Origin of the sequence: Limnochorda pilosa, assembly GCF_001544015.1 — a bacterium.
GTDB classification, from domain to species: Bacteria; Bacillota; Limnochordia; order Limnochordales; family Limnochordaceae; genus Limnochorda; species Limnochorda pilosa.
The window spans coordinates 3626403-3648260 of record NZ_AP014924.1; the positions used below are offsets into that span (position 1 = coordinate 3626403).

The window sequence follows — 21858 nt, forward strand, 5'->3', positions numbered from 1 at the left end:
TCGTCACCTCCAGTACTGGGTCGGATCGACGTACCGCCCGGCGACGCGCACCCGGAAGTCCAGGTGCGGGCCGGTGGATCGGCCGGTGCTTCCCGAGTGCGCGATCACCTCACCCCGGGCCACCTGGATCCCCGGGCGCACTTCCAGGTGATCGTTGTGCCCGTACAGGGTTTCCACGTCCCCGCCGTGGTCCAGGACCACGGCAAGGCCATAGGCTCCCGTGGACCCCGCAGTCGTCACCCGCCCATCCGCGGCGGCACGGATGGGGGTGCCCCGAGGCACGGCGATGTCCACCCCCTCGTGGAATTCGCGTCTTCCTGATTCAAACGGATCCGTGCGCCATCCGAAGGGCGAGCTGATCCGGCCTTGAACGGGTCGATCCAGGACGAAGCCCGTCGTTCCGGGCAGGCGCTGCGAGTCGCCCGGGATCCGAATCCGCTGACCGGCGCGGATCCGGTCCGGGCTGAGGAGGTGGTTGGCCCGGGCCAGCTCGGCAACCGGTGTTCCCAGGCGGCGGGCGATGCTGCTCAACGTCTCCCCGGTGCGCACCGTGTATCCGTCCGCCACCTCCAGGTCCCCCATCCCTGCCACGGGCAGGAGGATCTCTTGCCCCACGCGCAGGATGTCCGACCGCATCCCGTTGAGCCGCTTCACGTGGGGGACGGTGGTGCCGAAGAAAGCGGCCAGCTCCCAGAGCGTCTCGCCCGGACGCACCGCGTGGCGAACCAGCCGGCGTTCGAGTGCGGCAGCGGTTTCTTCGCCTGCGATGCCATCCTGCGCGAGCCCCTCGCTGGCTTGAAACGCTCGCACGGCGGCCGCCGTCGGCCCGTCCATGCGACCGGTGACTTCCACCTCGTACCCCAGGCTCAGCAGCATCCGCTGAAGCCCGGAGACGTCGGCTCCCGTCGCCCCGGGCGTGAGAACGCGCGGGACCCTCGGCTCCGAGATCCCCGGAGGGATCGCATCGTGCTCGCGGGGGGCGCTCGTCCCATCACCCGGATACGGGACCGCCTCAGATGGGCTTTCGGAGACCGGTTCCACCGCGCGCGGCGCAGGGCTCCAGGACCCCCAGGCGATGAGAGCCAGCAGACCGAGTCCCAGCAAAGCAGCACCCATGGGCCGGTTCACGTTCATTCGGCGCGAGGACATGCGGTCGCTCTGCTCCTTTGGTCTCTCCACGCTTCCTGGCCTGCCACTCCTCTCATCCATTTCGCCCGTGTGAATACCCTCCCCTGCCATAGTATATGGGAGTCTTTTCTTATGGGATTTCACGTCACGGTTGCTTGGGGCTCGTCCCTGTCGAGTGCTATACGGCCGGGGCCCAACCGGAGGTTACCGGCACCACGCACGCTACGCTGACGCCCCGCGATCCTGCAGAAGCCCCCCACCGCAGGCGAGGCACCTGAGCAAATCCTCAGATACGGCTTCTCGTCTTGACACGGCGCTCGGAAGGGAGTTATATTGGCGATGCTGATACCATACCATGGCTGGGTATCAACCGCACGACCGATGTCCATCCCCTGCGTCCACGGGAGATGGGCACGGCCAGGCGGATCGGATGCCCGGTTGGGATGAACCGCAAGGAGGTGTCGTCGGTGTCTGCTGTAGGCGTGGAAACGCGGGCCCATGTCGACGAACCGGTCGACACGGAGACCGCGGAGCACCGGCGGGAGTACCGGACGCTCATGGCGAAGTTCTGGTTCGCCGCGATCGTCTCGGTTCCAGTGCTGCTGGTGGCGTACCCCGAGCTTCCGTGGCTTTATGTGCCCTACCTTTTCGGGGATGTGTCCGAGGGCACGGTTCGGCTCCTCTGGGCGCTTTCCGGTCTGGTGACGCTGCCGGTGCTCTTCTATTCGGGCCGGCAGTTCTTCACCGGGGCCTGGGGAGCTTTCAAGCACCACATGGCCGACATGAACACCCTCATCGCCCTGGGGACCAGCGCCGCGTGGCTCTACTCCACCGTGGCCACGCTGGTGCCCAGCATCTTTCCGGAGGGCACGGCCGTCCCCTTCTACGACGTGACAGCGGTGGTGACGGCGCTGGTGGTCCTCGGGCAGGCGATCGAGGTACGGGCCAGGGGGCAGACCAGCCAGGCCATCCGAAAGCTCATCGGGCTTCAGGCCAAGACGGCGCGGGTGCTCCGCGACGGGCGAGAGGTCGACGTCTCCGTGGACGAGGTCGAGGTGGACGACATCGTGGTGGTCCGCCCCGGCGAGAAGATCCCCGTCGACGGTGTCATCGTCGAGGGGCAATCCGCCGTGGACGAGTCGATGATCACGGGCGAGAGCCTGCCCGTGGACAAGGCCGTCGGAGACGAAGTGGTGGGCGCCACCATGAACACCACCGGAAGCTTCAAGTTCCGGGCCACCAAGGTGGGCAAGGACACGACGCTGGCCCAGATCGTGAAGATGGTCCAGGACGCCATGGGGACCAAGCCGCCCATCGCCCGCCTGGCCGACGTCATCTCCAGCTACTTCGTCCCCTCGGTGATGATCATCGCCCTCGCGGCCTTCGCCATCTGGTTCACCTTCGGACCCAGCCCGGCCCTGGCGTACGCGGTGGTGGTCGCGGTCACCGTGCTCATCATCGCCTGCCCCTGCGCCGTAGGCATGGCCGTGCCGCTGAGCATGGTGGCGGGCGTCGGCAAGGGCGCCGAGCACGGCATCCTCATCCGGCACGGCGAGGCGCTGCAGACGTCGGCCGCTTTGACGACGGTGGTGCTCGACAAGACCGGCACCATCACCAAGGGCAAGCCGGAGCTGACCGACGCCGTGCCCGCCCCGGGCTTCGACGTGCCCACCCTGCTTCACCTGGCCGCCAGCGCCGACCGGCCTTCGGAGCACCCCCTGGCCCAGGCCATCGTGTCCGGGGCCGCGGCCCAGGGCGCCGACCCCTCGGATCCGTCGTCCTTCAACGCCATCCCGGGCCACGGCGTCGAAGCGGTCGTGGACGGCCGGCGGGTGCTTCTCGGCAACCGGAAGCTGATGGGCCGCGAGGGGATCGACACCGCCTCGGTCGACGAGGTCGTCCAGCGCCTCCAGGGCGAAGGGAAGACAGCCATGTACGCCGCAGTCGACGGGCGCATGGCCGGTGTGGTGGCGGTCGCCGACACCGTGAAAGAGGATTCGGTTGAGGCGATCCAGGTCATGAAGGAGATGGGCCTCGAGGTGGTGATGCTCACGGGCGACAACGAGCGCACGGCCCGCGCCATCGCCGCCCAGGTGGGCGTCGACCGGGTGCTGGCCGAGGTGCTGCCCGAGGACAAGGCGATGGAGGTGCACAAGCTCAAGGCCGGGGGGAAGAAGGTCGGCATGGTGGGCGACGGCATCAACGACGCACCTGCCCTGGTGGAGGCCGACGTGGGCTTCGCGATCGGCACCGGGACCGACGTGGCCATCGAGGCTGCGGACGTGACGCTCATGAGCGGCAGCCTCAAGGGCGTCGCCTACGCCATCGAGATCTCCCGGGCCACCATGCGGAACGCCAAGCAGAGCCTGGCCGGAGCCTTCCTCTACAACACCGCGGGGATCCCGATCGCAGCCGGCGTCCTCTTCCCGTTCTTCGGCGTGCTGCTGTCGCCGCTCCTCGCCGGTGCTGCCATGGCGGCGTCGAGCGTCACGGTGGTCTCCAACGCGAACAGGCTGCGTTTCTTCAAGGCCAGGAGCTTCAGAGAGCCGGCGCCGGCCGGTCACCTGGGAGGTGCGAGCGCATGAGCACGACCCAGATCGTCGTCGACATCCTGACCGCTCTGGCCATCGGGCTGGTGGCCTGGTACTTCTGGTTCTCTCGCCGGGAGGGCGTCGAGGCTGCGGCCGCCAACGGCGTCCAGGAGATCCAGATCAAGGTGAAGGGCGGTTACGATCCGGACATCATCACCGTGAAGCGAGGCATGCCCGTACGCCTCCTCTTCCACCGGATGGAGTCATCCGTGTGCAGTGAGATGGTGATCTTCGATAAGCTCAACCGCTCCACCAGGCTGCCCGAGGGCGAGACGGTGGCCGTCGAGTTCACCCCGGAGCAGCCCGGAGAGATCCCCTTCCAGTGCCAGATGGGGATGCTGCGAGGCAAGGTCGTGGTCCGCTGATCGGACCTGAAGGAAACCACGTGGTGCGCCGGTGCCCGGAGGGCCTGCTCCCTCCGGGCGCCGGCGCGAGCGGATGCTTGCGCGTTCGGCCAAGAAGAGAGGACCCCTTGCCCGAGCTCTTTCTCCGCGTCGCAGGACCCAACCCCATGGTGGGCCTCATCGTCATGCTTGATCTGGACGTGGCCCTGAGCTGAATTCAGGGGCACGAACAGGTACCACGGCTCGGACCGTTGTGCCTTTGTTGGGCCCGGACCCGATCTCGAGGGATCCTCCCAGCAGCCGGGAACGCTCCTCCATGCCGAGCAGGCCGAACTGGCCGCTGGCCAGGCTGCCGCCCTGCGCCGGCGGGTGGAACCCCTTGCCGTCGTCGGTCACCGCGACAGCCACGGTCGTCTCGCCGGAGAAGTCGAGCCGAACCCGCACCCTCGACGCCTGGGCGTGGCGCTCGGCGTTCCGCAGGGCCTCCTGCGCGATCCTGAACAAGGTCAGCTCCACGTCAGGCGGGAGTCGCCTGGCCTTCCCCCGCACCTCGAAGCGCGCCTCCACGCCGGCCCGCTGGCCGAGATCGGCCACGAGCCGGCGAACGGCCGGCGTGAGGCCGAGGTCGTCCAGGACCGGCGGTCTCAGGTCGCCGGTGAAGCCGCGCAGGGAGTCCGCGATCCGGGCGGTTTCCTCCCGGACGGCGTGAAGCCGCTGGGAGAGGTCGGGCGGGCCTTCTCGGGCCCGTTCTTCCATCTCGTCGAGCTCGCGGCAGACGAGGATGAGGGACTGGATCGTATCGTCGTGCAGCTCCTGCGCGATGCGCTTCCGCTCCTCCTCCTGGGCTCTGAGGATCTGGCCGGCGTAGTTGCGCAGGCCTTCCTCCTGGCGGCGCTCCTCCGTCACGTCGCGGAGGATCACCTGGGTGACTCGAGAGTTGCCGTTCTCCGTGAAGGTGGTGACGACGGGTCTCAGGTGCACCTCCCGCCCCTCGGCACAGACGAGCACCACGTCTCGCACGGCCTGCCGGGCCCGTTCCTCCGACAGGATGTGCGCCACCGTCTCCTCGTCCAGCAGCGCGGAGAGAGGGACTCCCCGCAAGTCTGCGGAGCTCTTCCCGAAGAGCCTCCCGGCGACCTGGTTCGCCTCCCGCACCACCCCGGCGGCGTCGATCACCATGACGGCTTCGCCGGCCGTCTCGAAGAGCCCCCTGTAACGGGCCTCCGATGCCCGCAGCGCGTGGCCCGCCCTCACCGCGTGCTCGCGCGCCTGGGTCTCCAGGTCAACCCGGCGCCCGACGAAGACCGCCACCGCGTTGACGATGAAGATCTGAAAGATGACGCCCCAGCGCTCGAGCCCCGTGTGCCAGAGGACGAAGTTGGGGGTACTGATCACCGTGGCCCAGAGGGCCGTGGCGACGGAGCCCGGGAAGCCGAAGTTGAGCGCCGCGTAGACGACCGGGACGAAGAAGAGCGAATCTGGAACGAAGTAGAAGGGGCCCATCGGCGTACCTTGGCCCGCCAGCTCGATGAGGTTGTGGGCCCCGGCGATGAGGATCACCAGGGCCTGGACGTACCAGAAGCGCAGCTCGTGGAAGCGGGGTCGATAGCGGGCGATCGCGGGTACGTCTGTCCCTCGACAGGTCTCCAATCCAGGTCGAACCTCGACCGTGGCCGGTGCTTCGGATGGGCCTTCACGGCCCTCGGTTCTCATGGCCGCGGGTCACCCTCTTCGGAGACGGTGAACCAGTGGTGCTGGGCGCCGTAGATCACTGCCCCGGTGCGAGAGGTGACCCCCAGTTTCCCGAAGATGCTGCTGAGGTGGCCTTCCACGGTACGCACACTCACGTGGAGCGCCTCGGCGATTTGCATGTTGCGGAGGCCCTTGGCCACCAGGCGGAGGACCTCCATCTCCCGGGGCGTGAGCGGGTGCTCGTCGCGGGGCGGGGAGGGCGCTGGGCGGGAGCCGCCCTCCGACCAGAGGCGCGCGATCTTCTGGGTGATGGCAGGATGGAGTACGGTCTCGCCTTTGGCGACGGAGCGGACCGCCTCCACGACCTCCCGCGCGGGCGCGGTCTTCAGGAGGTAACCGGCGGCGCCTGCTTCCATCAGGGCAAAGACGTAGTCGTCATCGTCGTAGGCGCTGAGGATGAGCACGCGCGTCCCGGGAGAGGTGCTCCGAAGCCGGCGGGTCACCTCGACCCCGTTGAGCCGCGGAAGGCGGATGTCCACCAGCGCGACGTCGGGACGCATTCGGCGCGCCAACTCCACGGCGGACTCACCGTCAGCCGCTTCCGCGACGACCTCGCAGTCGGCCTGCTCTTCGAGGATCCGCCGCGTCCCCTCGCGCACGAACGCGTGGTCCTCGGCGATGAGGACGCGCGTCTTCACCACGAAACCGCCCCCGTCGCGCTCCATTCTATCATGTTTCCCGATAAGGGCTCACGGGTGAAATCACGTAGGGACGACAGGCGTTTCCACGGGTCGCCTCGGGTGGATTCCACGAAGCCGAAACAGGAGCTATCCCGCTTGTGGCGCTGAAACAGGGTCCCATAGCATGTAGGTGGAGCCGCTGAGCCGGCGTCACACGGCCGCCCTTCGGGGACGCCGGCCCGGCTCCAGGGACAGAAAAGGGGAAAAGGGGGACGTCTCCATGGTCGACTCGCTTCGGTGGGTGATGAGAACAGGACGGTTCTTCGCTCTCCTCCTCCTGCTCGTTTCGATCTCTGCCGTCGCCGGCGCGGACACCGCCCGTGCCGATCCGGGCCACGGCGACGGAGAGAGGATCGAAGCGGCGGTTCCGGCGGCGGAAGAGACGGTAGGTCATGGCACTACGGGTGCCCTGACCTCACCCGTGCCCGAGGTCACCGCCGAGGAGGCCGGTCATCAGGAGGACGCTGGTGGAGGACGGGCCGCGGCCGCCTCGCGGACCGAGCGCCTGCTCGTGGTCGGAGGCGAAGCCTTCGTGGAAGGCCTGCTCACCTTCCTCCTCGCGGTCCTCTGGCTGCTCCTCGTGGCTCTTCAGCTGGCCCGGCCGTACGTCCTTCAGCTCGTCGACAAGTTCTCCCTCAGGCTGGGAGCCGATCTCTGGTGGCTCGCCTACGTGCTGATCCGGGATTTGCTCTTCGTGGCCACCTTCGTGCTGAGCTTCTTCTTCTACTACCCGATGCTCCTCGGGGAGCGGGCCTTCCCCATCACCGGCTCCCTCGCAGCGACCCTGCTCTTTGCCGTCCTCGTCCTGAAGCTGACCCGCGACGTGGACGACGACCCAGCGGCTTTCCGGCTGGTCACCAACCTGACGGCGACGGGCGCCGGGCTCTACCTGGCGGCCGTCATCCTCGGGGTGGAAGCGTCCCGCCTCGAGGCCTTCGAGACCATCAGCCCGTGGCTCGTCACCCACACCAACCCGGCCTGGGCCTTCGGGTTGCTCTGGCTCTCCTACGCCGGGCTCCTCGCCCTGGGAACGGCGGCGGTGCGGTACGTGCTCGCGACGACCCGGGGGGCCGGGCTGGCCCGGAGGCCAGCGCGTGCGGGACGCTGACCCTTGCCCCAGGGTAGGGACGTAAGGAGGGGAGATCTGTGCCATTTCGCTTCCGCGTCAACGGAGGACGTTGCTTCAACTGTGGCGTCTGCGTGGACGTCTGCCCCGTGGCCACGCTGGACATGACCCGGCCCAAGCGGCCGGGGCCGGAGGGCACCTTCACGCGCGAGACGGACGGCGCCAAGGACTGGATGATGGCCTTCCCGATCCAGACGAGATCGTGCATCGGCTGCAGGATCTGCGAGATCGAGTGTCCGGTCCTTGCCATCACCATCGAGGAGGTCGAAGCAGAGCCATCATACGCCGAACGCCAGGGTCCCATCTTCTCGGAGCCCGAAGAGAGGGACGCCTGGATTCCTCTCTCCACGCTGACCAGGGCGGCCGCCAGGGACCGGAAGAACCAGCAGGACCCGTGGCCCGGCCGCGCATGGAAGACCCATGCCCAGGCCAGGAAACGGGTTGGACGTTTCTTCCGCCTGCATGAGGGTCTGGAATCGTCATGACACCGTGAACGGCCTCGCCCGCGAACCAGCGGGCAGGATGGCCGGGAAAGAGAGGGAGATGGGGGGATGAGAGGCATGAAGATGTCCAGAACGTTCCGCCGTGCCCTGGCTCTTGTCTTCGTGGCGCTCCTGCTGGCAGCCTCCGCCGGCGCCGTTTCAGCCGCCGAAGGACACGCGGAGGTGGCCGGACCCATGGCCGCCGAGGCCATGGCGCACACCCATGCGGTCGACGAGACCACAGAAGGCCTGATCGACGGGCTGATGAGCGGCGGTTTCGCCTTCCTCTACATCACGCTGGCGGCCATGCTGCCGCTCCTCTGGGTTCTGGCGCTCATCCTGCACCTGTCCCGCCCCTACCTGGTCCGCACCATTCGAAAGTTCACCCTCCGGTTCGGGGCGGACGTGTGGTGGCTCCTCTACGTCATGATCCGGGATGCGGTGATGATCCTGACCTTCGCCATCAGCGTCTTCTTCTTCTTCCCCGACAGGGTGGCGGGCCTCCCGCTGCCGGTCACCGCACCGCTCGCGACGATCTTCCTCTTCTGGGCCCTGTTGATCAAGCTGACCCGCGACGCCGACGACGACGCCGGGGCATACCGGAAGGTCACGTACCTCCTGCTGGTGGGCGCGACGACCTACCTGGTTCCCTTCCTGTTCGGCGTGGAAGCGTCCATGGAGGGTTGGGAGGCGGCCCGCAGCGCCATGTCCAGCTCCCAGAACCCCGCCCTGAGCATGCCGATCCTCTACCTGTCGCTGGTGCTCCTGGGCGCCACGGGCGCGTACATCTTCTACTTCGTGGCGAGGGGCGTGGCTCGCGCTTCGGGCCGCGGGGGCACGACGTCGAGACTGGCTGGCAGAAGGGAACGGGCCCTGCGCCACCACGAAGCTCCCACCGCCGGTCCAGGGGAGGCGGGCTAGCCGAGGCGGGGCGCCCCACAGAGAGTCCCGCACAACGGCGTACCGCGTGCGCGGCGACGCCCGGGAGAGCACTCTTCCGGGCATCGCCGCGCCACCTTCCTTTCCTTGGCCTGATCCTCTATGGCGCGGCGGTCTTGGCAGCCGTCCTCGCGCCCGCGCCCCTCGGCGAGCTGCCTATCCAGGGCGTTGCGATCACCAAGCCCCCGTGGTTTTCCTGGCCGCTCTACGCGGTCCGCCGCGGCGGAAGAGCGGAAGAGCGGATAGCCCCGGAACACTTTGGCCAGAATGTATCCGCAGATCTGAGCCGCCTCGACGGACGGACGAATCCCCTCGCCCGAGGCCGGGAGGCACTGGCCGGCCGCATCGCCCACCACGAAGAGGTTGCCGACGACCGGATCCCTGAGCCCGTAAGCCAGCACGCCGCCGTGGAACCGGTCGGGCATCGGGAGCCCGATGCGCCCCACGAAGGCCTGAAGGATCTGCTTGAGCGGAGCCCGCCGATCGTAGCTGCCCACGCCTACCCGCGTGGTGGCGTCTGGGCGCATGAGGCGCCGCTCATGCCCCCCAACTTCAACCACGCCCGCGCTCGCCTCGCCGTATACCCCATCTCTTCGACGACGTGCACGACCGCTTGCGTTTCCGTGCGCTCGGGGTCGAAGCGCACCGTCGCCTGCTCGACGGTGAAGTTGACGGACGCTGTGCCGACCCCGGGAATCTCGCCAAGCGCCCTTTCGATCGTAGGAGCGCACGATGGGCAGCTCATGCCGCCGAGTCCGATCCGAACCTCCGCCACCTTCCTCACCTCGCAAGCAGACATCCCATGTACCGTGCCTGGGTACTGTATTGTCAACTCCACTGTAGTGCCATCGCACCCATCGCGTCAAGTGGAGTGAGAGAACTCTCAGACGGCAGACTCCCCTCCGGGAGGGAGGCCCCCTGCCACCTGGGAGGACATGGCAGTCCAGCATCGAAAAAGTCCCGCATCGAAAAGAGGACATGCTACGCGGGTAAACTTCCTAACAGATGCGGCTTCAGCGAACACAAGAATGTCCGGCTTCAGGGAGGAATTCCCATGGATCACCCGAGTCCGGAGGAGCCGAGCACGGTCGAGGTTGCCGAGGCAACCCAGGGCTCCCGGGAAGCCGCCGTCGCGGTAGCTGACCCACCCTCCCGTCTCCGCACGCAACTGGTCCTGCCGGACCTCGACTGCCCCCACTGCGCGGGGCGGGTGGCCGAGGCGATCCGAGGGGTCGACGGGGTGCTGGAAGCCCACGTCAACCCCACGACCCGCAGGGCGCACCTGCTCTACGACCCCGCCCGCCTCTCTATGGAACGGCTCGTTCAGGCCGTGCGCCAGACAGGGTACCGCATCGACGGGGCACGCCTGCAGGTGGGCCTCGTGGGGATCCACTGCGCTTCGTGCGTGGACAGGCTGGAGAAGGCGCTCCTGAAGGTACCGGGGATCCGCTCGGCGGAGGTGAGCCTCGGCACTCAGAAGGTCACGCTCGAATACGGCCTGGGCCGACTGGACCTGCAGGGGGTCCGGCAGGCGATCGAGTCGGTGGGCTATACCCCCGTACTCCCGGGTGAGCCAGGCCCCGCCCCAACCCCGAACCGGCTCCAGGTACATCCCCAGCGTGAGGGCCAGGGCCCGAATCCTGCCGAGACCACCGCCGCCCACCCCGGCCACGGCACCGCGCTGCGGCCTACCGAGCCGGAGGTCGAAGCAGAGGAGCTCACCCCCCAGGAGGAGGCGGCCCGCCGGGAGTACCGCGATACCTTCAACCGGGCCATCTTCGGCATCGTCGTGGGCGTGGTGGTGATGATCTTCAGCTTCCGGCGGCTCATCCCGGGGCTCGCCACGATCCCCGAGGAGACGGCCCGCTGGATCTGGATGGCGCTGGGGGCGCTCAGCCTCTTCGTCATGCTCTGGGCGGGCCGGGTCTTCTTCACAGGGGCTCGGGCCGCTTTCCGGCACCACTCGGCGGACATGAACACGCTGATCGCGGTCGGTACCGCGGCGGCCTGGCTCTACTCCACCATCGCCCTGGTCTGGCCCGGCCTCTTCCCCGAGGGCACCGCCGAACCCTTCTACGACGTGGTGACGGTGGTCATCGGGCTGGTCCTGCTGGGCCAGGCGCTCGAGATCCGCGCCCGGGGCCGGAGCTCGGAGGCCATCCGGAAGCTCCTGAACCTGCAGGCCAAGACAGCCCGGGTGATCCGGGACGGGAACGAGCTGGACCTGCCCGTGGAGGAGGTGGTGGTGGGCGACGTGATCCGGGTCCGGCCCGGCGAGAAGGTCCCCGTGGACGGGGTGATCGTGGACGGTGAGAGCGCGCTGGACGAGTCGATGCTCACCGGCGAGCCCATCCCCGCGGAGAAGGGCCCCGGCGACGAGGTGATCGGCGCGACGCTGAACACCAGCGGCTCCTTCACCTTCCGGGCCACCAAGGTGGGCAAGGAGACGGCCCTGGCCCAGATCGTCCAGATGGTGGAGGAGGCCCAGGGCTCCAAGGCTCCCGTCCAACGGCTGGTGGACGTGGTGGCCGGCTACTTCACCCCCGCGGTGATCCTCGTCGCCATCCTCACCTTCATCGTCTGGTTCGACTTCGGTCCCTCGCCCGCCCTCACCTATGCGCTCATCACCGCCGTGACGGTGCTCGTCATCGCCTGCCCCTGCGCCCTGGGGCTGGCCACCCCCATGTCGCTCATGGTGGGGGTGGGAAAGGCGGCGGAGAGGGGCGTGCTCATCCGGAACGGCGAGGCGCTGGAGGGCGCCCAGACCCTGGAGGCCATCGTGCTGGACAAGACCGGCACCATCACCCGCGGCAAGCCTGCCCTGACCGACGTGGTGGCCCTGGAGGGCTTCTCCGAAAAGGAGCTCCTGAACCTGGTGGCGGGGGTGGAGCGGGGATCGGAGCATCCCCTGGCCCAGGCCATCGTGGACGGCGCCCGCGAGCGCCTGGGCGACGACCTTCCCGAGGCGAAGCAGTTCCAGGCGCTCTCGGGGCGCGGCGTGATCGGCCGGGTGGACGACCGGGAGGTGCGCCTGGGCAACCGCAGCCTCATGCAGGAGGCGGGCATCGACACGGCGGCGCTGGCGTCGGAGGCGGAGCGGCTGGCCGGAGAGGGGAAGACCCCCATGTACGCCGCGGTCGACGGGAAGCCCGCCGGGCTCATCGCGGTGGCCGATACCATCAAGGAGGACTCGGTGGAGGCGATCCGGGCCCTCCGGGAGCTGGGGCTCGAGGTGATCATGCTCACCGGCGACAACCGGCGCACCGCGGAGGCGATCGCCCGCCAGGTGGGCATCGACCGGGTCCTGGCCGAGGTGCTGCCCGACGAGAAGGCCCACCAGGTCCAGAAGCTCCAGATGGAGGGCAAGAAGGTGGCCATGGTGGGCGACGGGGTGAACGACGCTCCCGCCCTGGCTCAGGCCGACGTGGGGATCGCCATCGGCACGGGCACCGACGTGGCCATCGAGGCGGCCGACGTCACCCTCATCACCGGGAGCCTCTGGGGGGTCGTCTACGCGATCGAGGTCAGCCGGGCGACCATGCGGAACATTCGCCAGAACCTGGCCGGCGCCTTCGGCTACAACACGCTGGGCATCCCCATCGCCGCGGGGGTGCTCTTCCCCGCCTTCGGGGTGCTGCTCTCGCCCCTGATCGCCGGCGCTGCCATGGCCTTCAGCTCAGTCACGGTGGTGACCAACGCCAACCGGCTGCGGGGGTTCCGGTCCAGGCTGGTGCCCGAGCGGGTCGGGGCCTGACGGTCGCTCCTGCGTGAGGAGGTGGGCCGATGCTGATCGCGAAACTGCTGGTCACCGCCGGGGGTCTGGGGCTGATGGCCCTGGTAGCCTGGTACTTCTGGTTCTCCCGGGAGGCGGGCGTCCGGGCGGAGACCACGGCGGGCGGACGCCAGGAGGTGACCGTGGTGGTCAAGGCGGGCTACGACCCGGACGTGGTGGTCGTGGAGGCAGGCCGTCCGGTGCGCCTCAACTTCCGGCGGGAAGAGGCGGCCGGATGCTCCGAGCGGGTGGTCTTCCCTGCCTTCGACAAGAGCGCCCGGCTTCCCACCGGCGAGACCGTCTCCATCGATCTGGACCCTCCCGGGCCCGGCGAGTACGAGTTCGCCTGCCAGATGGGGATGTACCGGGGGAAGCTGGTGGTGGAGCGGGCGTGATGTGAACCCGCACGCCCCGCGTGCTTTCCGCGTAGATTGCCGTGACCGCCCCGCAGGGTCTGGATGAGGGGGAACGGCATGGCTATCCGCTGGACCGTACGCGAGGTGCATGAACTCGCGGCGCCAGGCGCCCCGGCGGGAACCGCACCAACGGCCGTTCCGGTGCAGGGGACCGCACCACGGTGTTTGCCGCTGACCTCGCAAACGACCGTGACGACGCGTGTCGCCGGGAAGGATGCTGCAGCCACCTCGGTGGCAACGGCCGAATCCGGCTGGCCCGAACCGGGAATCCCCGAGCTTCGAGCCGGCGTGGCCATCGTGGTGCGCGGAGACGGGAGCCATTTCCAGGATGCTCTGGTGGCCTCCGCACTGATGCACCACCCGCGCAACGGACCCATCTTGTTCACGGACCCGAACAACCTGGATCCCATCGTGGCCGCGGAGCTCCATCGCCTGAGCCCGCGCGGGGTAGAGATCCCCATGCCCGACGATCAAGACCGGCCGGTGGGGGTCCAGGTCTTCCTCGTCGGTGACCTCGGCAGGCTGATCGAGCAGCAGGTCCAGCGGTTGGGCTTCCGTACGCTCCGCCTGCAAGGGGACGACGTGTTCGAAACCGCCGCCTTGGTCGCCAGGCTTCTCGGCCCGCCGGCGACCTTGATCCTGGCTTCAGGCGAGACGTTCGTCGAAGCGCTGCCGGCCGCCGCCTGGTCCGCACACATGGGCCAACCCGTCCTGCTGACCCGGCGCGACCAACTGCCGCCTCCAACCACCCAAACGATCCAGACGGCTGGGAATCCCAACGTCTACCTGGTAGGCAGCGAGCGGACGATCTCGGCCGCGGTCGAACGCACCGTACGCGAGCTCACGGAGGGAATCGTGGCGCGCATCTCGGGCGCCACACCGGCCGAAATCTCGGTGGAGCTGTCCAGGTTCCGGAGCCCGGCGGGCGACTTCGGCTGGGGGATCACAGAGCCTGCCGGGTGGGGGTTCCGGTTCTCGGCCGTGGATGCCTGGCAGTCCGCCGTGGCAGGCAACGTCTTCTCGCACCTGGAGCACCACGCACCCCTGCTGTTGGTTGAACGTGATCGGATTCCGGGTGCGGTGGAGGAGTACATCCGGAGCGTCAACCCACGCCACCCCGAGCCCCAGCCGCCGTTCATGCACGGCTTCGTCGTCGGACCGCCTGAAGAGGTGGCCTGTGCGGTCCAGTTCAGGCTCGAGTTCCTGCTGCGCACAGTGATCGAGTGAGCCTCGTCGGTCACAGGAGTCGATCGGACCCCTCGGAGGTACGTCCCAGGGCGCCCGGATGCCCCGGTACCGGCGGAGGTTGGCGGACCCGCAGGGCATCCTTACAAGAGCGTCCGGCTCCCCACCGGGAAGCGTCTCCATCGACCTGGACCCTCCCGGCTCCGGCGCGTGCGAGTTCGCCTGCGTGACGGGCTCCGCTAGGGCCCGTGGCTGCTTCAGGGTCGCCGCTACGTAAGGGTCCTGCTCTTTGCCGGCCGTTCAGCCCACGTTGAGAACTGCCGATGCCAGAATCTGGGACCTTCAAATCGTGATGCACCCAAGGAGGGGATGAACGGTTGCGCCCGACGCACCCGAGCCGAGTGCTCGTCCTGTTGATGGTCTTGCTGGTTGGGGCCCTTTCCGTCCATACAGACGTGCTCGCCTCGTCCCTGGAGACCCACTCCCTAGGCGACTTCGGTTTTCTGGTGCCCGATGAAACCGACTGGATGTTCAATCCGGCCCTGCTCGGCGACGAGCACCAGCCCTGGGCTCTCGTGGAAAGTGAATCCGCGTACGACCCGTCCTCGGAGCGGACGTATGACTCCAGCGGTAACCTCACCTCCGGTTTGGGAAGCGACACGTGGTCCATCACGGTCGCCCCTTCGGGGGTCCTGCCCCTTGCGTCCGGCACCCTCGGCTTCTCGGCTCACGCGGCCCCGACGAGCGCGTTGAGCCTGAGCACCGATACCACCACTTCCAGCATGGACCTGGGGATCCGGGCAGGTTACGGAACCAGGCTGTCCCCGCGGCTCGCCATCGGCGCATCGCTCCAATACGCCACCCTCCAGCGGGGGGAGCGCCCCTCCACGGGTGACTCGGTGCCGACGTACTTGTCCCGATCCGTTCGCCCCTGGATTGGGCTCGTCTATCACCCCGACGCCTGGGCTCCGGTCGAGATCGCGCTGAACCCCGTCTACTATTGGGGCGAGTCCTACAGCACGACCACCGGAGATGTGACGAGCACGTACTCCGAACCCTACGTGCGCGTTCGGCTTCGCACCCAGCATCCTGGAGCCCAGGGATCGAAGCTCTGGCTCACCGGGGAGCACGTACAGTGGTCCTACACGCGCAGGGATGCTTCGGGGACCGCAACCAGCGAGACAGGCTATCGCCGGGATGCCGCCGGGCTGACCTCCGAGTGGGTGCGGGCGGGGGGGCGGCTCCTCGCAGGCGCTGAGGTGTACAACTGGGCTCAGTCCACGGAGAGTCCGACGGTGTCCTCCGTTGGCGAGACGGGGATCGCGCTCCGCGCGGGTGCATCCGCAGACCTGACGCCGGCGTTGCAGCTGCGGGCCGGTGTGCGGGCTGACCTCGTCTACCGGTCCGAGTCCTCCAGGCCGTCACCGGGAAGCGACCCTACATCGACGTCCGCCACGCTGGAGGTCGACGCGGACCCCTATCTCGGCCTCGGACTGGAGGTCGCCGACTGGACGGTGGATCTTGAATTCCCTGTAGGTCGGAGCGATGTGTGGACGACGACCACGGAAAATCCTCTCGCAGGAACGAAGACGGTGGAGCGCTCCGGAGTCAGCGCTCTCATCGTAGCAGCCAGGCGGTCGTTCTAGACGTTCTGAGCCTTGCCATGCGTCCAAGAGACGGAGAGAGGGGGACGGCCCCCTCTCTCCTGTCTCACCCCCCACCCTGAATCGGATCCGCCTGGATCCGCCCTTCTCTCTTGTCACCCGCCCGTTCTGCCTGCACAGCAACGCTCATATCCATCGGTTCTGGGGGGAAGCATCGTGAACACACGAGGGTACGCCGCCCTGGCCGCCTTCGGCGGCGGTGCGCTGGGTAGCTGGTTGGATCAGGAACTGGGCACCATGGGTACCGTTGGTCTGGTCACCACCGCCGTGGCCACCACGCTCGCTGGGTCTCGCCATAGGTGTTCGGCTCCTGGTGGCCCGCATCCGGCGAGCTCCCCCCAGCGGGAGCACCCCGCCCAGTCGCCGTTGGAACCTTGGGCTGCGTGGGCGGGCTCGTGGGTGGTTCTCTTGACTCAGGCGCATCTCTCCTGGATGGCGGCCTCCATGATCAGCATGTCCGCCATGATGGGAGCGATGGTAGGAGTCAGCGGCCTGCCGCCCCTGCCGCGCCTGCGTAGGTTGCCCGTGTTGGCTTCATCCCGCCTCCACTGAGGCATGACCGGCGGGCGCTGGCGCGCCCGAGTCCTCGTGCGCCGCCACCGCCGCCCGTCCGAGCCTCACCACCGCCTCCCGCAGCTCGGGAGGGCTCTCCACCACGGCAGCGCCGGCGTATCCCAGGAGGCGCTCGGCCACCCAATCGGTCTCCTCGGCAGGGTAGGAGACGGTTGTGATCCAGGCGCCGCCCTCTCGCGTGGGCGGGCCGTCGAAGAGCCGGTCGTTCGCAGCCCGTTTGGCGGTCTCCTTGTCTGTCAGGCGGATGGCGGCGGCCACTCTGGCCCGTTCAGGCATGGAGAAGAAAGCCTCGGCCCAGACCTCCATGCGGAAGTCCGGCGGTACCTCGTAGGTCTCGTCTTCCAGCTCCACGGCTTCGATGCGGTCCAACCGGAAGGTGCGGGTGTCCCGGCGCAAGTGGCAGTAGCCCGGCACGTACCAGCGCCCGTACCCGAAGGCGATCCCGTAGGGGTCCACCTTGCGCCACTCGGCCTCGTCGGCCAGGACCTTGCGGTAGCGGAGCCGCACCCGGCGTCGGGTCCACACAGCGGCCAGAAGCTGGGCCAGCCAGGCCCGCTCCCGCTGGCGCAACCGTCCCTCGCTGCGGACGGCCATCAACCGCTCCATGGAGACGACGCCGTCCCGTACGTGGACCGGCATTGCCGCCAGGATCCGCTCCATGGCCCGGCGTCCCGCCTCGCTGAAGGGGCCCTCCCCCATCTGCGAGAGGGCCACCTGGGCCAGAAGGAGTGCCAGCGCCTCCTCGGCGGTGAAGGTGAGCGGAGGCAGGCGGTAGCCCTCCATGAGGCGGTAGCCACCGCCGGTGCCTGGGATGGCCATCACCGGGACCCCGGCCTCACTGAGGGCCTCCACGTCGCGGTAGATGGTGCGGACGGAGACCTCGAAGCGCCGCGCGAGGTCTTCGGCCCGCACCAGGTCCCGGGACTGGAGCACGATCAGGATCGCAGCCAGGCGGTCACCCTTGGTCATGCCTCAGTGTTCGGTCACCACGCCCAACTCTCCTCGTGCCTGGGCAGGCTGCGGCGGAGCGCCTCCATCCAGTAGGTCTGCGGGATGGCCAGGCTACGGATGTCTGCGGACGCGCACGCGATCACGGCTCACAACGATGATCGTAGGTCCAGCCAAGTCGTCCGGGTTGCTGGAGAGAAGCTCCTGAATCGCCGTGACCTGTTCGTCGACGCTCATTCCGACAAGGCGAACGATGGTGGGGTGAAGTTGCTTCCGCACGAAGACCAGCTCACCGAAGTCTTTGTCCAGGGTGATGAGCACTCGGTCTTCCTCGAGCGCGATGCGAAGGAGCCCGTCGTCCGCCGCATCGGGGTGGGATCTGCTTGCCGCGAGCACATCATGACCGCCGGCGACCAGACTCTGCTCGAGCGCCTTTAGACATGTGCAGACATCGAGCAAGAACTTCATGTCGCCCTACCTGGCGCCAGACGCCAAGCGTTCCCGAACGTGCTCGCCGGACACCGCTCTGTGCGCGAAGAGAAGGCAGGCTTGAATGTCTTCCCGTTCGAGGAACGGATACTCCTTCACGATACGCTCAGACGTCTCGCCGGCAGCAAGCATTCCGAGGATATGCTCGACGGCGACGCGCAGGCCGCGAATGATGGGTTTTCCGCCGAAGATCCCCGGATCCACGACGATGCGGTCCATGAGATCGACCTCGTTCATCTGCTACCACCCCGCTCCCGACACGGTAGCGTACCCTCTTGGAGCCATTGTAGCACGCGGCATCAGCAGCTGCCTGATTGCTTGCCAAACTGGGACAGCCGCCGTTCGTGCCGCCCCTGCCGGGGGTATGACCCGCCCCCTAGGCACCTCAGTGTTCGGTCACCACGTCCAGCTCTCCTCGTGCACGGGCCCATTCCTCGGACCGGACGAAGAAGGCCCAGGAGAGGACGGCGAAGATCGCTCCAGTGAGCACCAGCCGCATCAGCACCTCGCCCGGCGAGAGGGCAGCCAGGGTGGGGCTGAAGCCGGCAGCACCCGGCAGCAGGCTGCGGCGGAGGGCCTCCATCCAGTAGGTCTGCGGGATGGCCAGCCCCAGGGCCTGGGCCCAGTCCGGCAGCACCTCCAGGGGGAAGACCGTGGCGGTGAAGAGGTAGAGCGCCCCCGCCACGGACTCGCTGTAGAAGGTGCCGTGCCGGGCCACCCGCATCATGGTGCCGGCCAGGCCCAGACCCATGGCGACCGTCACCGCCAACCCGGCCAGAAGCGCCGTGAGGAAGTAGAGCCACCCACCCAGACCTGCCGGGCCCACCAGGTCCACTCCCAGCACCAGCTTCCCCGCCAGCAGCGCCACACCCACGGCCACGGTCGTCACCGCGAGCTTGGCCGCGGCCCGCCCCACCAGGTACCAGGCGAGGCCGGGGGCCGCGAGGAGGATGTAGCGGATCATCTGGTAGAACTCCCGGTCCTCCATGATGGTCCAGCTCACGCCCATGAGGATCTGCCCCACGAACATCCAGAAGGCGTTCCCCAGGTAGATGGCTGGGAACGTTCCCCCTCCGAGCGGCTGCCGGGAGACCACCAGGAACATGAAAACCAGGATCAGCATGGTCGCGAGAGGGCGCACCACCGAGTACAGGGCGAAGAGGATGGGATTCGCCCAGTTGCTGTCGTGCTGCCAGCCGAGCCAGGCGGCCACCCGCAGGAGGTGGAGCTTCAGGGGAAGCCCCTCCGAGGGTCCCGTGGGCGCGGGATCCTGTGCTACTGCCATTTCAGCGTCAACCTCCCCTCGCGTACGGCCATCCGTTCCATGACGTGCAAGGCCTTGTAGGCGGCCAGCAGGAAAACCACGGCCTCCGCCCCCAGCACGGCCAGCTCCGTTCCCACCGGCAGCAGGCCCATGGCCCCCTCGGCCCAGATGAGCTGCCGCATCGCGTCCAACCCGAAGGTGAGCGGAATGAGGCTGGCCGCCAGGCCCACCCACGGCCCCAGGGCCCGCACCGGGAAGTAGAAGCCCGAGAGCAGGTAGATCGGTTCCTGGAGCAGGTTGGAGACGTGCCAGGCCTCCCGCCCGAAGACCAGGTAGAGGGAGGCCAGCAGCATCCCCAGGCCGTAGAGGGCCAGCAGGGCCAGCACGAAGGCGCCCACCACCGGCACCCACTCCACCCGCGGGAAGCGTACCCCGAAGAGGAGGCTGCCCAGCACCAGGATCGACACCGCCCTCACCAGGCTCAGGTACATACCCCCCGCCGCCATGCCGACCAGGATCGCCATGCGCGAGCACGGGGCCAGGAAGAAGGCCTCCAGGTTGCTGCTCTCCTTCTCCCAGAAGAGCTGGCTCGCCATGGACCAGAGCACGTTCATCCAGAAGGCGGTCATCGCTCCGCCCAGGAGCACGAAGCCCACGAACTCGGGCGGCGCGTTGAGCCCGCGGTAGACGTAGACGTAGGCCGCCGTGCCGAGCACGGGCAGCGTCACCTCGAAGACGAGCCAGGAGAGCTCCCGGCTCGCTCCCACCACCCTCACGTAGGCCCGGCCCCACGTGGCCCGCAGGTTGAGGGTTAGCAGCTCCACCAGTCCGGGGCGGGGCGCGCGGCGCTCCACCCGATCCATCCGCGGCTCCGTGGGGGCGTATGCCTCGGTATTCACGTGGGCCATCCTCCTTCCGCTCGCGCCGTCTCCTGGTCCCGCTCGGTTCCGGGGGCCTCGCCGTCGGCAGAAGAGGCCGCTTCGCCGGCCCCGGCAACGGTCGCCCCACTGCTACCCGATGCGAGATCTCCGGTCCCTTGTCCGTTCCTGGTCCCGCTCGGGCTCCCGGGCGTCCCCTCGGTCAGCCGCCGGCCCACCAGCTTCAGAAAGACGTCTTCCAGGGTGGGTTCGGCCTTGGAGAAGCTCAGCACCCGCCCCCCGTTCCCCGCCAGGTGGCGGAAGACAGGGTCGATGGCCGCCTCGTTCCGGAGGATGAGGTCCAGGCGGGTGTGCCCGCTGGCCGCATCCTCGGCGCTTCCCACCCGCACCACCTCCGGAATCCCCCGGACCGCCCGTACGGCCTCCTCTGCATCAGCCCCAGGAGTCCACGCCAGCTCCAGCCGCACCAGGGTGTCGGACTCCACCTGTCGCTTCAGCCGGGAGGGCGTATCGCAGGCCAGCACCCGGCCCCGGTCGATGATGGCCACCCGGTCGCAGAGCTCGTCGGCCTCGGCCATGTAGTGGGTCGTCAGGAGCAGCGTCCGTCCAGGCCGCTCATGCACCCACTGCCGCACGAAGGCCCGGATGCGCCGCGCGACGCCGACGTCCAGCCCCAGGGTGGGCTCATCCAGGAAGAGCACCTTCGGATCGCTCACGAACCCCCGGGCGAAGTTCAGCTTCTGCCGCTGGCCCGTGGAGAGGCGGTTCATCTTCGCACCGGCCTTCTCAGCCAGCTCTACCACGTCCAGCAGGCGGTCGATGCGGGCCAGGGCCTCCTGGCTGGGCACGCCATAGAGCTGCGAGAATAGCCAGAGGTTCTCCCGCACGGTGAGGATGCCGTAGCCCGACGTCTCGCCGCCCGAGACCATGTTGATGCGTCGGCGCACCGCGTAAACGTCCCGGGTGACGTCGAGCCCGTCCACCCAGGCTCGGCCCGAGGTGGGGAGCAGCAAGGTGGAGAGGATCTTGATGAGCGTGGTCTTGCCCGCCCCGTTGGGCCCCAGGAGGCCGAACAGCTCACCCTCCCGCACCTCCAGGCTCACCCCGGCCAGGGCCAGCACCGGAGCCTGCGCTCGCTCAGCCTCGTCGCGGTCCCGTCCCCGCCGAAAGCGCCCGAGCCTCAGCGCACGTTTCTGGGGATCGTACCGGCGCACCAGGTCTTCTGTTCGAATGCTGGGTCCTGCCAAGGCAACCCGCGCCTCCTTTCGAATGCTCCGGGCCCGACCGCGGGCCCCTCCCGCCGGAAGAGCCGCTGAGCCCTGGTCCGGCCGTCCCATGGCGCGAAAGGGCGAGGCCCGCCCGGCCCCTTACAGGACCGGACGGCGCCTCGCCTGGGAATCGAGACCGAAGAGGCGGCGGAGCAGCGACGGCCTGCGGCGATGGTTCCGCTGGCCTTGCCACTGCCACCTGAGCGCCTGACTCAGGCGCTCCTGCTCGGCCTCACGCAGCAACTCCTCGTGCCGGATCTGCGCGATCCGCAGCGCGGAGTAGAGCTCACGGTACATGAGGACCTCTCCTTTCGCGGTGGCAGCGGCCTTGGCCCGCTTCCCGCCGTGGGAAAGCAAAG

Annotated in this window: 21 protein-coding genes; 9 read left to right on the forward strand and 12 right to left on the reverse strand. The window is 68.4% G+C overall.

Annotation, left to right across the window (positions count from 1 at the left end; all coding sequences use genetic code 11):
• Nucleotides 1-3 precede the first annotated feature (3 nt).
• Nucleotides 4-1149: a peptidoglycan DD-metalloendopeptidase family protein gene (locus LIP_RS16340; protein ID WP_068140807.1), complete on the reverse strand. Its 1146-nt coding sequence runs from the start codon at nt 1147-1149 to the stop codon at nt 4-6.
• Between the two features lie 446 nt (nt 1150-1595).
• Here LIP_RS16340 and LIP_RS16345 point away from each other — a divergent pair, with 446 nt between their 5' ends.
• Nucleotides 1596-3713, forward strand: coding sequence for a copper-translocating P-type ATPase (locus LIP_RS16345; protein ID WP_198409595.1), 2118 nt, complete (start codon nt 1596-1598; stop codon nt 3711-3713).
• On the forward strand, nt 3710-4084 hold the full coding sequence (locus LIP_RS16350) for a cupredoxin domain-containing protein (RefSeq protein WP_068140812.1): 375 nt from the start codon (nt 3710-3712) through the stop codon (nt 4082-4084). The genes LIP_RS16345 and LIP_RS16350 overlap by 4 nt, the downstream gene beginning before the upstream one ends.
• Before the next feature lie 162 nt (nt 4085-4246).
• Here the strand turns inward: LIP_RS16350 and LIP_RS16355 are convergent, their stop codons facing one another.
• Together LIP_RS16355 and LIP_RS16360 are read right to left on the reverse strand one after the other, a co-directional pair.
• Nucleotides 4247-5713, reverse strand: coding sequence for a PAS domain S-box protein (locus tag LIP_RS16355; RefSeq protein WP_068140815.1), 1467 nt, complete (start codon nt 5711-5713; stop codon nt 4247-4249).
• Between the two features lie 59 nt (nt 5714-5772).
• On the reverse strand, nt 5773-6480 hold the full coding sequence (locus LIP_RS16360) for a response regulator transcription factor (RefSeq protein WP_068140817.1): 708 nt from the start codon (nt 6478-6480) through the stop codon (nt 5773-5775).
• Between the two features lie 235 nt (nt 6481-6715).
• Here LIP_RS16360 and LIP_RS16365 point away from each other — a divergent pair, with 235 nt between their 5' ends.
• From LIP_RS16365 to LIP_RS16375, 3 genes are all read left to right on the forward strand, one after another.
• The gene (locus tag LIP_RS16365; RefSeq protein ID WP_068140819.1) at nt 6716-7603 is read left to right on the forward strand and encodes a hypothetical protein; all 888 of its coding nucleotides are present in this window, start codon (nt 6716-6718) and stop codon (nt 7601-7603) included.
• A 38-nt stretch (nt 7604-7641) separates the two neighbouring features.
• Nucleotides 7642-8106, forward strand: a complete 465-nt coding sequence (locus LIP_RS16370) for a 4Fe-4S binding protein (protein ID WP_068140820.1) — start codon at nt 7642-7644, stop codon at nt 8104-8106.
• A gap of 81 nt (nt 8107-8187) precedes the next feature.
• Entirely contained in the window at nt 8188-9024 is an 837-nt protein-coding gene (locus tag LIP_RS16375) for a hypothetical protein (protein WP_144440554.1), read from the forward strand.
• On the opposite strand, the gene LIP_RS16380 is transcribed toward LIP_RS16375, so the two are convergent.
• Together LIP_RS16380 and LIP_RS20685 are read right to left on the reverse strand one after the other, a co-directional pair.
• Entirely contained in the window at nt 9021-9539 is a 519-nt protein-coding gene (locus LIP_RS16380) for an NAD(P)/FAD-dependent oxidoreductase (RefSeq protein WP_068140823.1), read from the reverse strand. The two genes, LIP_RS16375 and LIP_RS16380, sit on opposite strands and share 4 nt — an antisense overlap.
• A gap of 2 nt (nt 9540-9541) precedes the next feature.
• Nucleotides 9542-9841 carry a heavy-metal-associated domain-containing protein gene (locus LIP_RS20685; RefSeq protein WP_082726478.1) on the reverse strand — a complete coding sequence of 100 codons (300 nt, stop codon included), beginning with the start codon at nt 9839-9841 and terminating at the stop codon, nt 9542-9544.
• Nucleotides 9842-10096: 255 nt separating this feature from the next.
• On the opposite strand from LIP_RS20685, the gene LIP_RS16390 reads away from it, so the two are divergent.
• From LIP_RS16390 to LIP_RS16405, 4 genes are all read left to right on the forward strand, one after another.
• Complete coding sequence (locus tag LIP_RS16390) at nt 10097-12796, forward strand: heavy metal translocating P-type ATPase (protein WP_144440556.1); 2700 nt, start codon at nt 10097-10099, stop codon at nt 12794-12796.
• Nucleotides 12797-12825: 29 nt separating this feature from the next.
• On the forward strand, nt 12826-13209 hold the full coding sequence (locus tag LIP_RS16395; protein ID WP_068140826.1) for a cupredoxin domain-containing protein: 384 nt from the start codon (nt 12826-12828) through the stop codon (nt 13207-13209).
• A 78-nt stretch (nt 13210-13287) separates the two neighbouring features.
• A complete protein-coding gene (locus LIP_RS16400; RefSeq protein WP_082726480.1) occupies nt 13288-14457 on the forward strand; it encodes a cell wall-binding repeat-containing protein in 1170 nt (389 codons plus the stop codon).
• A 335-nt stretch (nt 14458-14792) separates the two neighbouring features.
• Entirely contained in the window at nt 14793-16061 is a 1269-nt protein-coding gene (locus LIP_RS16405) for a hypothetical protein (RefSeq protein ID WP_144440557.1), read from the forward strand.
• A gap of 552 nt (nt 16062-16613) precedes the next feature.
• Here the strand turns inward: LIP_RS16405 and LIP_RS16410 are convergent.
• The 7 genes from LIP_RS16410 to LIP_RS16440 form a co-directional block, all read right to left on the reverse strand.
• Nucleotides 16614-17621 (reverse strand): helix-turn-helix transcriptional regulator, encoded by a 1008-nt coding sequence (locus LIP_RS16410; protein ID WP_068140830.1) that lies wholly within the window; start codon nt 17619-17621, stop codon nt 16614-16616.
• A gap of 93 nt (nt 17622-17714) precedes the next feature.
• Complete coding sequence (locus tag LIP_RS16415; RefSeq protein ID WP_068140832.1) at nt 17715-18068, reverse strand: DUF5615 family PIN-like protein; 354 nt, start codon at nt 18066-18068, stop codon at nt 17715-17717.
• A 6-nt stretch (nt 18069-18074) separates the two neighbouring features.
• On the reverse strand, nt 18075-18326 hold the full coding sequence (locus LIP_RS16420) for a DUF433 domain-containing protein (protein ID WP_068140834.1): 252 nt from the start codon (nt 18324-18326) through the stop codon (nt 18075-18077).
• A gap of 148 nt (nt 18327-18474) precedes the next feature.
• Complete coding sequence (locus LIP_RS16425; protein WP_068140836.1) at nt 18475-19374, reverse strand: ABC transporter permease; 900 nt, start codon at nt 19372-19374, stop codon at nt 18475-18477.
• Nucleotides 19365-20252, reverse strand: coding sequence for an ABC transporter permease (locus tag LIP_RS16430; protein ID WP_198409596.1), 888 nt, complete (start codon nt 20250-20252; stop codon nt 19365-19367). Before LIP_RS16430 ends, LIP_RS16425 begins: the two co-directional genes overlap by 10 nt.
• Nucleotides 20249-21478, reverse strand: coding sequence for an ABC transporter ATP-binding protein (locus LIP_RS16435; RefSeq protein WP_198409597.1), 1230 nt, complete (start codon nt 21476-21478; stop codon nt 20249-20251). Before LIP_RS16435 ends, LIP_RS16430 begins: the two co-directional genes overlap by 4 nt.
• A 120-nt stretch (nt 21479-21598) precedes the next feature.
• The gene (locus tag LIP_RS16440) at nt 21599-21796 is read right to left on the reverse strand and encodes a hypothetical protein (protein WP_068140837.1); all 198 of its coding nucleotides are present in this window, start codon (nt 21794-21796) and stop codon (nt 21599-21601) included.
• Nucleotides 21797-21858 lie beyond the last annotated feature (62 nt).